We start from the raw sequence: 13863 nt of genomic DNA on the forward strand, positions 1-13863 counted from the left end.
TATTTAATTTCCTAGTTTTCTTAAATAATAATCGTAGGTAGCAATCTGAGATCTTACTTTTACTTTATCGTTTCGAATATACCTATTATCTTGATTTTCTGAAAGTTTTCGTGCCTTGACATTATCATTCCAGCAAATTTCAAAAGTATCCATAAGCTCTTCTTTAATATCTTGATCATAAATTGGACAAGAAATTTCTACACGCCTATCCAAATTTCGTGTCATCCAATCAGCAGAAGAAATATAGACTTTAGTATCTCCTCCATTTTCAAATATGTATAATCTTGGATGTTCCAAAAACTTATCAATTACACTTATTGCTCTTATATTTTCACTCATTCCTTCAATTCCCGGAACTAAACAACATATTCCTCGTATGATCAAATCAATTTTTACTCCTGCCCTGCTCGCCTCATACAATTTATCGATCATACTATAATCACTTAGGCTATTTAATTTCAATTTAATTCCGGCCGGTCTACCTTCTTTACTATTGGCTATTTCATTATCAATAAGTTTTATTAATGAACTTCTGGTGTAATGAGGAGACACTAATAAGTGTTTATATCTACTAACTTTATAATTAATTTCAAAAAATTTAAAAACTTTATTCGTTTCCTTCAGAATCGCTTCATTAGTTGTAAACAATGTATAATCCGTATATATTTTTGCAGTAGATTCGTTAAAATTTCCTGTACTGATAAAACCGTATCGTTTCAGTTTGCCTTTTTCTTCTCTTTCTATAACACAGATTTTGCAATGAACTTTGAGCCCAGGAACTCCAAAAATTAAATTTACACCTTCTCTCTGCATTTGTTCCGCATACTTGATATTTGCTTCTTCATCAAATCTGGCCTGAAGTTCAATTTGAACAATTACATTCTTTCCATTTTTTGCCGCATTGATTAATGAACTTGCGATATGAGAAATATTGGCTAAACGATAGATTGTAATTTTAATCGTTTTAACTTTAGGATCAATAGCAGCTTCTCGCAAGAATTTAACAGTATATGAAAATGTATGATACGGAGTATACTGTAAATAATCCTTTTGGGCAATCATGTCTAACAATCCTCCCTGTAAACTTAAACCCGGAATAGTTAGCGGCAATAATGGCTGATATACTAATTCTTTTTTACCAAGGTCCGGAAAATTCATATAATCCCTTCGATTATGATATCTTCCGCCCGGAATAATGCTATCAGTACTATCAATACCCATTTTTTCCATTAAAAAATTAAGAGTATCCTTATCTATTTTTTTATCATATACGAATCTTACAGGTTCTCCATCTCTTCTGGATTTAACACTGCTTGAAATTTTTTCTATAAAGCTTTTACTAAAATCATTATCAAAATCTAATTGTGCATCTCTTGTAATTTTAATCATATGAGCAGAAGCACGAGTATATTCAAAAATACTAAAGTTGATTTGCATACAATATCGTATCAAATCGTCTAGGATAATGATATATTTTTTACCTTCTTTTTCGGGCAATACGACAAAACGTTCCGTGTTCTTGGGAATTTCTATAAGAGCATAAATTTTTTCTTGTGTTTTTTGATGTAATATTTTAGAGATGGTTCCCTCCTTAGGTATTCGCTCTTTAAGCACTAATTTTACTGCCAGATAAGCAACACTATCCTTAAGATGTGGAAATTTATCAAGATCATTTAGTATATATGTTACTAGTGCCGGACTTACCTTATCCACAAAATATCTTCTGATAAAGTTATCCTGATCCGAAGTCACTTGATTCTCATCGATAATAAAAATGTTGTGTTCCTTTAACTTTTCTCCAATTGTTTTAATTATTTTCAAGCTTTCGGATTGCTGTTTTATTACTATTTTGGTTATTTGTTCCAATAATTCACCAGCAGTTTTTCCCTTCAGAACATTTTTACCATCTCTCCCGGCAAGATCAATTCTTTTAATAGTTGCATACCTAACTTTAAAAAATTCATCCAGATTATTTGAAAATATTCCAATAAACCTCAACCTTTCTAACAATGGAACACTGTCATCAGATGCTTCCTGTAGTACTCTGGCGTTAAATTGCAACCAACTTAACTCCCTGTGTATATATGTATTAACTTGATTTTCTACCATTTAAATCTACCTTAATTCTTTAGGAAAAAGAGTTAGTACGTTTTTTCCTACTTCAATTTCTTTCCAGCTTTTTACATCAAACTGTATACCCACAACACCTGCAGTTGGTAGATTATCTATCACTTTATCCCCATAGAGGTTTGCAATAGAAGTAAAAGCGTGATTATGTCCAAAAATCATCAGATTTTTTATATTATCATTACAATTCTTTATCACATCCACAACCTGATGACCACTAAAATCATAAAGTGTAGGTTCTAAGCTAAATATACTATCTGGTAATTCAAGATGATCAAAGATAATTTTTGCCGTAGTCTTAGCTCTTTCAGCATCACTACTTAATACCATATCGATTGATTTCACAAGGGTTTTCAATTGTTTTCCGATTAAATCTGCATCTCTCAATCCTCTTTTATTTAGAGGTCTTTTATGATCATCAAGATCGAACTCCCAAGAAGATTTAGCGTGCCGAATGAGATATAGAGTTTTCATATTTATTGCAAGGTTTTAAGCGAGATATGTTTTATACATACAAGTTTAAGAATAAGCATTTAGAATTTTAAGTATAAAGTGATAAAAAAGATTTTTTAATAAAAAAATGTTAAAGTAAAATGTTTTAATAACACATCAAAAACAGAAGACCTCACGGGACGAACAGGACCGGAACACTTTGCTTAAACCAATGAAAATGAGATAAATAATCACCTGCACTTCATCGACAAAAGTGTATTTTACATCGAAAAGTATGATTTTTACTTACATAATAAGATGTTAAAATATAAATTTACCTACGGTTTCCCCATATTGTATAGCCAATTACCCTAATAATTAAACACAATTTAATAATAGAATTTAAGTTAAACATACTAGGGAATAAAAAAGGAAAAGTGGAAAAAATTAATACCTACATAAAAAATCTGTCCAGAATCTGTACTTATCTTGCAGTTACCATATTATTTTATTCAGTTAATATATATGGTCAAGTAGAGGTGCCTTTAGAAAAGCGAACAGAATTTACTATTAAAGGTGATTTCAAATTTGTCTCTAATACTATTCTTGGTAAGGTGAGTAATGACGATGGCACAGACGTTTTTAATCCTAATAAAAGTTATAATAGCGGTGGACTGAACAATCAATTCAGAATGGGCTTTATTGATATTGATAATGATCCTTCTACCTTTAATAGCAGTAGTGCAGACTTGGAAATGACATCCGGTTGTGCCTCTATTAAACATGTTGGACTTTATTGGACTGCATCTTATGCTGATGTTGATAGAAAAAAAGATATTACCTCCATAAAAATAAAGTATCCGGGAAATGACACATATACCTTAATTGAGGATGCAGAGATCATTCATGATTATTATAATGACCCTAAATCCCTTTTTAAACAGTATTCTTGTTATAAGGACATCACAGAACAAGTAATAGGTTTGGAAAATTCTACAGGAACCTATACGGTTGCTAATATCCCAGCGACAACTTCAGAAGTTAATGATGATGCTACTCTAGGAAATGGTTTAGCAGGTGGGTGGACTATGGTAGTAATCTACGAGGACAACTCAAAACCCAGAAAACGTTTCTATGTGTATGACGGTTTTGTAAATATCGATTCTAAGGCAAAACCTGTTGAATTTTCTTTTGATAATTTTCAAACAATCCCAGAGGGAGCGGTTCATGCTAAAATTGGTGTAATATCTTATGAAGGAGATAAAGGTATACGAGGTGATCGTTTTCAAGTAAAATCTAACGAAACCAATACATATAAAAGCATTACGGACAACACCAACCCAATGAACAATTTCTTTAATGCTAATATTACAGAAAACGGAAGAAATATCACATCAAGAGTTCCTGCCAGTCAAAACACCTTAGGGTATGATGCAGATTTATTTAATATCAAAAATCCAAGAAATAGTATTATAGGTAATAATCAGACCGAATCCAGTTTTAGATTGTTGACTGATAATGATGGCTACTCTGTTATGGCGGTTGCTTTTAGTGTTGAAATTTATGAACCAGCTATACAAATCATTAAAAGATCAAGATACACAGATAATAGTTTTGTTTTTCCTAATGATCTTATACAACCTGATCAAGATATTATTTATAGTCTAACGATAAATAATGATGGTAATGATGACGCAAAGAATACCGTAATTAAGGACATACTGCCTGAAAATGTCATTTTCTTTGAAGAATCTGTAGTTCTTCCTTCTAAGAGAATCAAAGTCTCTTATGACGAGACTACCAGAACAGTAAGTTTTGCAGTGCCTAACAAATTAGTAAAAATGGATAGTGAACCATTTGAAATTCGCTATACTATCAAAGTAAATACGAGTTGTGAGTTGTTAAATGAAACTGGTGAAATCAGCATTGTTGATCAACCTGTTATTGCAGAATTTACGGGTTCTTTAAATGAAACTAAAAAATATTCCAAAGGTTATAATCATATAAATAAATGTAATCTTCCTGACTACTATCAGTTGAAGCTGGCTGTAGACATGACCGGATTGAACTGTCCTAATGCAAATACTGATTTTGTAAATAGAACTAAAGAATTAGACAAAAATCTGGTGGAATTAAATACATCAGACAAATCAGAAAATACAGAGAATACCGGAGATAATGACAACGATGTTGCCAATACTAATCAACCGAGTACAGATCCTGAAACTGATAAAACTATCAATGATCTTATTAAATTAAATGAGATTTATTTTGAGTTTGACAAATGGGATATCACCCAAAAAGCCGAAATAGAGCTTAATAAGGTAGTTACCTTAATGAAAAAAGATTATCCTGATATGATTATTAAAATAGAAACACATTCAGACAGTCGTGGAAATCACGATTATAATTTGGATCTATCTCAAAAAAGAGCTGAATCTATATTTAGGTATTTAGTTAGTAAAGATATCTCAGAAAACAGAATACTTTCTTATCAAGGATTTGGAGAAACACGACCCGTAAACAACTGCTTGGATGGTCAGGATTGTGAAGAAGACGAATATAGAAAAAACAGAAGATCCAATTTTGTTATTATGGATTAGTCATAATTACATTTCTATTCTAAGGAGCTAGTCTATCTATTTCCCAAACATTATTTGATATATTCCTATCGCTAAATCTTATTCTATCGTGCAATCGATTAGGCCTTCCTTGCCAAAACTCGAACTCTACAGGAGTAACACAAAATCCGCCCCAAAAATCTGGTTTTGGTATTTCTTTATCTGCAAATTTTTTCTCTAAAGATAAAAGCTTCTCTTCTAACACCTCTCTTGATTCAATAATGCTACTTTGATCAGATGCCCACGCACCAAGTTGACTTCCTCTTGGGCGAGCGTGGAAATAGGCAGTACTTTTCTCTTCAGATATTCTATTGACTTCTCCCTTAATAATAACCTGACGCTCTAAATTTGGCCAGAAAAAAGAAATACACACGTGATTATTATTGCTTATAGCTTTTCCTTTTTCAGATTCGTAGTTGCTGTAAAATACAAATCCATTGGTATCATACTCTTTGAGGAGTACAATCCTTGCTTTTGGAAAGCCATCTAATCCAAAAGTAGTAAGTGTCATGGCATTTGCTTCTTCTACTCCACCCTCTTCTTCGACCTCTGCAAACCAATCAGAAAACAGCTGAAAAGGAGATTTTGGTAAATCCTTTTCTTCAAGTGCTTTTTTATTATAAGACTTTCGATAATCTGTAAGATCCTTATTCATAATGGTTAAATTTTTTTATTAGATATACACTACAGTACTTAATCTTTGTAATTAAAATTCAAAAACTTTACCGTCGTCTCCAACTTCTACCTGATCAAAAACCGTCATAGCTTCATCTTTAAATTGTTCTATGTTATCATATCTGGTAGAATAATGCCCTAGAATTAAATTTTTGACATTAGCTTTCTTCGCAATAGTTGCGGCTTCGATAGCCGTACTATGTCCTGTTCTATAACATAAATGTTTATGACTCTCTAGAAAAGTAGACTCGTGATATAATGCTGTAACTCCCTCAATTAAAGAAAGTTTATCTTCATCATATCTGGTGTCGCTGCAAAATGCATAACTTTTTACAGGAGCTGGATCCTCTGTAAGCTCAGCATTGGGTATTACAGATCCATTTGCAAGCACTACGTCTTTTCCTTTCTTAATAGATTTATAATAAGCTTTATCAATTTCATAATTGAGCACTTTACTCATCAATAGTTTTCGATCTCCTGGTTTTTCTTGAAATAAAAAGCCATTACAATAAATACGATGTTGCAACGGAATGGTGCGAATAGTTACCTTTTCGTCTTCAAATATCAACTCAGAATCAGAATTTGTTAGTTCGTGAAAATGTAAAGGATAATCTGTCCAAGAATTAGAAAGCTTCAATTGCAATGTAATTGCCTCTTTTATACCCTTTGGTCCATAAATATGAAGTGGGTTTTCTCTATTCAACATTCTAAACGTTGACACCAGACCAACCAATCCAAAAAAATGATCTCCGTGCAAGTGTGAAATAAAAATATGATTGATTCTCGAGAATTTAATTTTGTTTCTTCTTAGCTCAACCTGAGAACCTTCTCCACAATCAATTAAAAAAACGTGATTATTTATTTCTAATACTTGAGAAGTTGGATTTGTAAATGTTCTGGGAGTAGCGGAATAACAGCCTAAAATTGTAATTTTCAATTTTTTTACATCTTTTTTTATAAACAGCGTGAAGATACTCTAATCTGTTTTATTAATCAATTTCAATTTCCAAAAGAATCAAAAGTTGTAAGTAGTTTTATATAACGTTGGGCTGACATTTTCCTATATCCTGTAGCACCCAACACCTTTCCTTCTTTATCTATAACTAAAATAACCGGAAAGACCATTTTCTTATTATACCGTTCTGCAAGAACACTATTTTTCTTTTGCTGAGCCTCTGATAATCTATTTTTTTTTCGCTTGGGAAAGTCTGCTTTTACCCAAACAAAGTTTTTATTTGCATACTCGATAAATTGAGGGTCCGAAAATATTTTTCTTTCCAGTTTGATGCAGGGTGGACACCAGTCTGAGCCTGTAAAAAGTAAAATAATGTTTTGATCTTTCTCTTTTGCCAAAGCTATCGCTTCATCAAAATCATATTTCCAATCTTGCGCTTTAACCACACCAGAAAGTGCAAAGGCAAAGGCAAGAATAAATGGGGCTAATTTATTCATATGCAGTAAGACGTAGCGGTGTAACTAAAATTACAGAAGATTCTTAGAAAAATTAGAAATCAAGATCTCTTTCTATTTCCTCCATTTCTATAAGATCTAGTGCCTCTATTAAAGTTGGCACAATTGTTATTTCTTTTGGAGCCTCATCATAAGATACTTTATCTGTTACAATAACAAAAGAACGTTTATTAGCTTTATGCGAATTAGAAACTCTTAAGAACTCATTAATATCGGCTACCGATAATTCTTTCAACGAAAACAAATTAGCTACTATGTTATCATTTTTCAAAGTTTCATATTTGTTCTCAATTCCCTTTACAAAATCTACTATGGTAGCTTTTTCTTGTGTAATTATGGTTGTATTACCTTCTTTATTGAATATCATATACTTATTGTTTTATTTTTGAAGCTAAAAGATAAATAACTGCCATTCTCACTGCTACTCCGTTCTGAACCTGATCTAAAATAATGGCCTGCTTAGAATCAGCTACATCACTCGTGATTTCCACACCACGATTGATAGGTCCCGGATGCATAATTACAATCTCTTTATCAAGACTATCCAACAGCCTTTTGTTTACTCCAAATTGTTGAGTATATTCTCTAGTAGAAGGAAAATAACTTATTTCCATTCGTTCGTTCTGGACTCGTAGCATATTAGCCACATCACACCATTGCAATGCTTTAATGAGGTCTGTTTCTACCGTGACTCCTAATCTCTCAATATATTTAGGAATTAAGGTCTTTGGACCGCATACCTTGACTTCAGCACCTTGCAATTTGAGCGCAAAAATATTAGACAATGCTACCCTAGAGTGTAAAATATCTCCAACAATAACTACTTTTTTTCCTTGTACTTCTCCTAATTTTTCTCGTATAGAATATGAATCCAACAATGCCTGTGTTGGATGCTCGTGTGCACCATCCCCAGCGTTTACAATACTAGCATCTACGTGCTTAGAAAGAAAAACTCCTGCTCCTGGATTTGGATGTCTCATAACTACCATATCTACTTTCATAGAGAGAATATTGTTTACAGTATCAATCAACGTTTCTCCTTTTTTGACAGATGAAGATGCTGCAGAAAAATTAATCACATCAGCAGATAATCTTTTTTCAGCAAGTTCAAAAGATAATCTGGTTCTTGTACTATTCTCGAAAAAGAGATTAGCAATTGTGATATCCCTAAGCGATGGAACTTTTTTAATGGGCCTGTTAATTACCTCTTTAAAGTGATCCGCGGTTTCAAAAATGAGGTTTATATCTTCTGTTGTAAGATATTTAATTCCAAGTAAGTGATTTACACTTAATTCGCTCATTCGTTTCTATTCTTATTATTCTTCTGAGACATTTACACTTATGTAATATTTCAGAAATAATTAAACTTTACTTATTTATCAAATACACAGCATCTTCTCCTTCGTTCTCTAACCAATGTACTTTTACTTTCTCTTGGTTTATAGCATCTACCTGTCTTCCCCGATAGTTAGGTTGTATAGGCAAATGTCTGCTAAAACGCCTATCAATTAGGGTTAGCAGTTCAATTTCTCTTGGTCTTCCAAAAGATTGTATTGCTGTCAATGCAGATCTAATACTGCGACCTGTATATAAAACATCATCAATAAAAACAACACGTTTGTCCTCTACGGTAAAATCAACCTGAGTCTTATTTGCCTCTAATGGTTTTTCTCCTCTTCTAAAATCATCACGATAAAAAGTAATATCGAGATATCCCAATTTTACATCGTTAAGATTATAATCTTTAACCAAAACATTTTTTAATCTATCAGCCAAAAATATTCCTCTGGGTTGAACGCCTATAAGCACAGTGTCTTCAAAATGCGTATGGTTTTCGATTAATTGACAAGCCAATCTGTGCAGAATAATATCTATTTCTTTTGCACTAAGTAGTAATTTTTGACTCATAATCTCCAAATAGATATTTGGTATACAAAAGTAATAAAATTTAGAGTTATAAACTTAGTGGAAGATCATAAGTTTTAATATTTCCAGATACACAGTTCAATATTTCTATATAAAATGTATAAACAAAAAACCATCCAACAAAAACTGGATGGTTCAAAATAAATTGTATTGTAAAAACTTACATTTGTCTGCTTAGCGCGTCTATCTGTTTTGTTTTTTCTTGCATATACTTGCTCATTTTTTCAATTTCATCTGCCGGTAATATCGAAATTAACTTTCTATATTGACTGGTTAAATCACTACTTAGTTTACTCAATTTTAAGAATGCATCCATATCTGCTTTAGATTCAACCGCTTTTTTATATTTGGTAACATAAGCCTCATAATCTCTAACATATTTTCTAGCCGCAGTATTCTTAAAAGAAGGTGCCCCCGCTGGAACTTCTATAACGTTTGTTTTTGGTTTCGTTTTAGTGGTTTTCTTTTTCTTTTTCTTCTTTACCACTGGTTTCTTTTCTTCAACCACCTCTACTACATCTGTTGAGTCTACCACTTCTTCTATGACCTCTTCTTTTTTATCGGTTTTAGGATCTTTTTTGCAAGATACTACTGATATCAATAAAAGACATACCAGCGAACTCAATATGATATTTTTCATAATTCTAAATTTTAGGGTAGATAAATAGTAATTATTTTTAGTTTGGTTTTATGGTTTTACTATTGCAAAAGTACTTTTAATTCTTCAAAATTGATAGTGTCCTGACCACCTGTTTCCATATTTTTAATGGTAAAGTTATTGTTTTCCATCTCTGAAGCACCAGCAAGAATCACAAAAGGAATCGCTCTCTTATTAGCATACTTCATCTGCTTATTCATTTTAGCACTATCAGGATAAAGTTCAGCAATGATTCCTTGGTTTCTGAGTAAACGAATAGCTTTCATCGCATAAAGTGCCTCAGTCTCTCCAAAATTGATAAATAATGCTTTTGTACCGGGCGCAACCGTTTCTGGAAATAATTCTAATTCTTCCAATACCAGATATATTCTATCCAGTCCAAAAGAAATACCAACCCCACTAACATCTTTTAACCCGAAAATACCCGTGAGATCATCATATCGTCCTCCACCCCCGATAGAACCCATCTTTACTCCTTCTGGGGCTGAAACTTCAAAAATAGCTCCGGTATAATAATTTAATCCTCGAGCTAATGTAACATCAAGATCCAACACAGTCTTATCTAAAGGAATTTCTTTCAGTGTATTTAAAATAAACTCTAACTCGGCTACTCCTTTCATTCCTTCTTCAGAAGAAATCAATAATTCTTTTAGTTTATCTAGTTTTTCAGAAGATGTTCCTGTAAAACTAAAAAGAGGCTTCACTTTCTCAATAGCGGTTTCAGAAATTCCTTTATCCAACATTTCTTTCTTCACCCCCTCTTCTCCGATTTTATCCAGCTTATCTAAGGCAACGGTAAAATCGATCAATTTATCACTAGCTCCAATCACTTCTGCAATACCTGAAAGAATTTTACGGTTATTCATTTTAATGGTAACACCATTTAATCCTAAGTTGCTAAACACTTGATCATACAACTGTATAAAATCAACTTCTTGCCATAGAGATTTACTGCCAACCACATCTGCATCACATTGATAAAACTCTCTAAATCTACCTTTTTGTGGACGATCTGCTCTCCAAACGGGTTGTATTTGATATCGTTTAAACGGAAAATCTATTTCGTTTTGATGTTGCACTACATATCGAGCAAAAGGAACCGTTAAATCGTATCGCAGGGCTTTTTCGCTGATCTTAGAGGTCATTTTCAAGCTGTCCTTTGAATCATATAAAGCGTCATCGACTTTACTTAGATAATCCCCGCTGTTTAATATCTTAAAAATCAATCGATCTCCTTCTTCTCCATACTTTCCCATCAGGGTTTCACTATTCTCAAAACTTGGAGTTTCTATAGGATGAAAACCAAACAACTGAAATTGTTCTTTGATCACATTCATGATATAACTTCTTTTAGCTACTTCAATCGGAGAAAAGTCTCTTGTTCCCTTTGGTATGGATGGTTTTTGCGCCATGTATATATAGTTCTTCTAAATTTTATAAGACAGAAGCTTTTCTTACTGCTTTCTAACGTCTTTTCATTATCTATTCTTTACAGGTGTAAATATCTTAAAAAGCTATAAAATTTTAGACCAAATGCATAAAGAGTTTTCTTAATATCCATAAAATTTAGTTTTTTGAGTAACTTTAAGCTCGTTTTGTAGTCTTATACTTCAAACCATACTAATTTACCTATTATGTTTTCACTTTTTCGAGAGAATATCCGTATTGCGTTTGATTCCATCAAGGGGCAACTTTTACGAACCATTCTTACTGTTTTGATTATAGCAATTGGTATTACTGCCTTAGTTGGTATCCTAACATTCCTAGGAGCTTTGGAAAATACTATTACCGGTGATTTTGCTTCTATGGGTTCTAACACGTTTAATATTCAGCGATATGAATTTACTACACGACGCGGTGGCAGTGGAGAAAGAGAAAAGATAAACCCAATTATTAGTTATCGCAATGTAAGGCAGTTTAAGGAAAAGTTTCAATATCCCTTTTCAAAAACTTCTATTTCATTTACCGGAACAAGAAATGCTGAGGTAAAGTATCAAAATGAAAAAACAGATCCAGAAGCTTCTGTTATAGGAGTTAACGAAAATTATCTGGAAAACACCGGTACAGAAGTAGAGTTTGGAAGAAATTTCACCTTCTTTGATATTGAAAACAATAATAATGTTTGTCTGATTGGATCTGATTTCAAGAAAAATATATTTAAAGACACTGATCCAATTAACAAAACGATTAGCATTAGAGGGGTTAAATTTAAGGTTATTGGTGTATTAGAGAGTAAAGGAGCTACCTTTAGAGACAACCAGGATCTTAAAGTTTTGATACCCTTGCAGGTAGCGCGTTCAATATATACCTTACCAAACATCAATTATAATATTAGTGTAAAAGTGGATGATAAACAATTTTTAGAAGGCGCTCAGGATGAAGCGATCATTACCTTTAGAAAAATAAGAGGCCTTAATCCGGTAGAAGAGAATAATTTTGGTCTAGAGCGTAGTGATGATCTCCTTAATCGCATCTCGAGTATTACAGGGTATTTATATTGGGCTGCTTGGATCATCAGTATCATCACCATTTTAGGATCATCGATTGCTTTAATGAATATTATGTTAGTTTCGGTTACAGAAAGAACCCGAGAAATTGGTGTGCGTAAGGCATTGGGGGCAAAAAGAAATACTATATCCGGGCAATTTTTTATGGAAACAGTAATTATAGGTCAGATTGGCGGTGTAGTTGGGATTATTCTAGGTATTACCATCGGGGCAATCATAGTAGCTGTTTCCGGTTTTGAATTTAGCACTCCGTGGCTAGCAATTTTTGCTGCTGTGGTTACTTCGTTTTTAACAGCAGTTGTTTCTGGCTCATATCCCGCTGTTAAAGCAGCAAGACAGGATCCGATTGAGTCTTTAAGGTATGAGTAGTGAGTAGTGAGTAATTAGTAGTTAACAAACTATGCTTATTGCACTTACAACGACTATAAAAAATTAAAAAAATAGCACCTCACTTTTTAGGCTTTATTAGAAATGATTTTTCAAAGAGACCTTTTTTTTTTAACTGCTAGATTTATTCTAATTTCTTTAATAATCTATCTAACTGTATCCGTTGGAAAATTATTTTTGATAGGAGGAGTATTAATTTCATTCTCAAATGATGTAAAACTTATTAGTGGAGGACTAATACTTTTGATTAATTCATTTATAGCTCATACCATTAAACTAGAACACAAGACCTTTTTAATTAAGAATATTTTCGGGATTACCATAAAAAGAATAGAATCAAAAGAAATAAAAGGTAGAAAGGTAAAATACACTCATAAACCCAGTAATATCCGTAATATCTTATTTAATAAAAAATACAACAGAAATTGTCAGGTAAAATTTAGCTTAGCTCAAGGTTCATACTCTTTCAATGGCAATATTCTATCTAACAAAGGCTTAAAGCAATTACTTACTAAGACTAAAAAATAAAAAGTGCTAAATTATTTATTTGCACTAATAATTTTTTCAAAATACTGATATAGTTCTCCTTTGGTGATATTGGCTCCTTGTAAAATAAGTTTAAACTTATCCATATTTGGGTCTTCACTATAATCCTTATTTGCATTATAAAAAGCCACCTGATCGTCTAATAGGTTATTGCGCAACCAATCATATCCTTCTTGAGTAGTGACATCAATATCAGGAACATTTACTTTTATCGCTATTAGATGCATTTCGGTTTCTCCCAGATAAAAAAGATGGATTTGATCTTTAGAAAAATGCTCTAAAAACTTTGCGTTGCTTAGCACTCCTTCCCAAACTAAATCACTAAAGACATCCAATTCCTCTTCTGCCACTTCAGGTTTATTTGTTTTTATCTCACTCCACTCATCTGCTGTAATAGATTGCGTGGCTAAAAAATTAATAAATTCCTGATGTAATTCTTCTAACTGTTCTTTAGTAAGCCTTTGATATTTCACACGTTTAAATTTTGATAATTACTTAAAAGTAAATTAATTAT

The 13863-nt window shown here is 32.5% G+C and carries 13 protein-coding genes; 2 read left to right on the forward strand and 11 right to left on the reverse strand.

What is annotated here, in order from left to right; all coding sequences use genetic code 11:
* Positions 1-3: 3 nt before the first annotated feature.
* Together ppk1 and ACE94K_RS16985 are read right to left on the reverse strand one after the other, a co-directional pair.
* On the reverse strand, positions 4-2109 hold the full coding sequence (gene ppk1 / locus ACE94K_RS16980) for a polyphosphate kinase 1 (RefSeq protein ID WP_378175042.1): 2106 nt from the start codon (positions 2107-2109) through the stop codon (positions 4-6).
* A 6-nt stretch (positions 2110-2115) separates the two neighbouring features.
* Positions 2116-2601, reverse strand: coding sequence for a histidine phosphatase family protein (locus ACE94K_RS16985; RefSeq protein ID WP_378175044.1), 486 nt, complete (start codon positions 2599-2601; stop codon positions 2116-2118).
* A gap of 395 nt (positions 2602-2996) precedes the next feature.
* Here ACE94K_RS16985 and ACE94K_RS16990 point away from each other — a divergent pair, with 395 nt between their 5' ends.
* Positions 2997-5162: an OmpA family protein gene (locus ACE94K_RS16990; RefSeq protein ID WP_378175047.1), complete on the forward strand. Its 2166-nt coding sequence runs from the start codon at positions 2997-2999 to the stop codon at positions 5160-5162.
* 19 nt (positions 5163-5181) lie between these two features.
* On the opposite strand, the gene pdxH is transcribed toward ACE94K_RS16990, so the two are convergent.
* From pdxH to hisS, 8 genes are all read right to left on the reverse strand, one after another.
* On the reverse strand, positions 5182-5835 hold the full coding sequence (pdxH, locus tag ACE94K_RS16995; protein WP_378175050.1) for a pyridoxamine 5'-phosphate oxidase: 654 nt from the start codon (positions 5833-5835) through the stop codon (positions 5182-5184).
* 51 nt (positions 5836-5886) lie between these two features.
* Positions 5887-6792, reverse strand: coding sequence for a ribonuclease Z (locus tag ACE94K_RS17000; RefSeq protein WP_378175053.1), 906 nt, complete (start codon positions 6790-6792; stop codon positions 5887-5889).
* 62 nt (positions 6793-6854) lie between these two features.
* Positions 6855-7307 carry a thioredoxin family protein gene (locus ACE94K_RS17005; protein WP_378175056.1) on the reverse strand — a complete coding sequence of 151 codons (453 nt, stop codon included), beginning with the start codon at positions 7305-7307 and terminating at the stop codon, positions 6855-6857.
* A gap of 52 nt (positions 7308-7359) precedes the next feature.
* Positions 7360-7692, reverse strand: a complete 333-nt coding sequence (locus ACE94K_RS17010) for a ribonuclease Z (protein WP_378175059.1) — start codon at positions 7690-7692, stop codon at positions 7360-7362.
* A gap of 4 nt (positions 7693-7696) precedes the next feature.
* Complete coding sequence (locus tag ACE94K_RS17015) at positions 7697-8626, reverse strand: aspartate carbamoyltransferase catalytic subunit (protein ID WP_378175062.1); 930 nt, start codon at positions 8624-8626, stop codon at positions 7697-7699.
* Between the two features lie 67 nt (positions 8627-8693).
* Positions 8694-9233, reverse strand: coding sequence for a bifunctional pyr operon transcriptional regulator/uracil phosphoribosyltransferase PyrR (pyrR, locus tag ACE94K_RS17020; protein ID WP_378175065.1), 540 nt, complete (start codon positions 9231-9233; stop codon positions 8694-8696).
* Between the two features lie 178 nt (positions 9234-9411).
* Positions 9412-9891: a hypothetical protein gene (locus ACE94K_RS17025; protein ID WP_378175068.1), complete on the reverse strand. Its 480-nt coding sequence runs from the start codon at positions 9889-9891 to the stop codon at positions 9412-9414.
* 59 nt (positions 9892-9950) lie between these two features.
* Positions 9951-11321: a histidine--tRNA ligase gene (gene hisS / locus ACE94K_RS17030; RefSeq protein WP_378175071.1), complete on the reverse strand. Its 1371-nt coding sequence runs from the start codon at positions 11319-11321 to the stop codon at positions 9951-9953.
* Positions 11322-11543: 222 nt separating this feature from the next.
* Here hisS and ACE94K_RS17035 point away from each other — a divergent pair, with 222 nt between their 5' ends.
* On the forward strand, positions 11544-12785 hold the full coding sequence (locus tag ACE94K_RS17035; protein WP_378175074.1) for an ABC transporter permease: 1242 nt from the start codon (positions 11544-11546) through the stop codon (positions 12783-12785).
* 557 nt (positions 12786-13342) lie between these two features.
* On the opposite strand, the gene ACE94K_RS17040 is transcribed toward ACE94K_RS17035, so the two are convergent.
* Positions 13343-13822, reverse strand: a complete 480-nt coding sequence (locus ACE94K_RS17040) for a DUF6495 family protein (RefSeq protein WP_378175077.1) — start codon at positions 13820-13822, stop codon at positions 13343-13345.
* Positions 13823-13863: the final 41 nt, after the last annotated feature.

Origin of the sequence: Aquimarina besae, from assembly GCF_042434905.1 — a bacterium.
In the GTDB taxonomy this organism is placed as follows: domain Bacteria; phylum Bacteroidota; class Bacteroidia; order Flavobacteriales; family Flavobacteriaceae; genus Aquimarina.

Excerpts from the sequence above, each read along its gene's own strand:
- ppk1 (WP_378175042.1), bottom strand. The coding sequence starts at position 2,109 with ATGGTAGAAAATCAAGTTAATACATATATACACAGGGAGTTAAGTTGG.
- ACE94K_RS17010 (WP_378175059.1), bottom strand. The coding sequence starts at position 7,692 with ATGATATTCAATAAAGAAGGTAATACAACCATAATTACACAAGAAAAA.
- ACE94K_RS17025 (WP_378175068.1), bottom strand. The coding sequence starts at position 9,891 with ATGAAAAATATCATATTGAGTTCGCTGGTATGTCTTTTATTGATATCA.
- hisS (WP_378175071.1), bottom strand. The coding sequence starts at position 11,321 with ATGGCGCAAAAACCATCCATACCAAAGGGAACAAGAGACTTTTCTCCG.
- ACE94K_RS17035 (WP_378175074.1), top strand. The coding sequence starts at position 11,544 with ATGTTTTCACTTTTTCGAGAGAATATCCGTATTGCGTTTGATTCCATC.
- pyrR (WP_378175065.1), bottom strand. The coding sequence starts at position 9,233 with ATGAGTCAAAAATTACTACTTAGTGCAAAAGAAATAGATATTATTCTG.
- ACE94K_RS17005 (WP_378175056.1), bottom strand. The coding sequence starts at position 7,307 with ATGAATAAATTAGCCCCATTTATTCTTGCCTTTGCCTTTGCACTTTCT.
- ACE94K_RS17015 (WP_378175062.1), bottom strand. The coding sequence starts at position 8,626 with ATGAGCGAATTAAGTGTAAATCACTTACTTGGAATTAAATATCTTACA.
- pdxH (WP_378175050.1), bottom strand. The coding sequence starts at position 5,835 with ATGAATAAGGATCTTACAGATTATCGAAAGTCTTATAATAAAAAAGCA.
- ACE94K_RS16985 (WP_378175044.1), bottom strand. The coding sequence starts at position 2,601 with ATGAAAACTCTATATCTCATTCGGCACGCTAAATCTTCTTGGGAGTTC.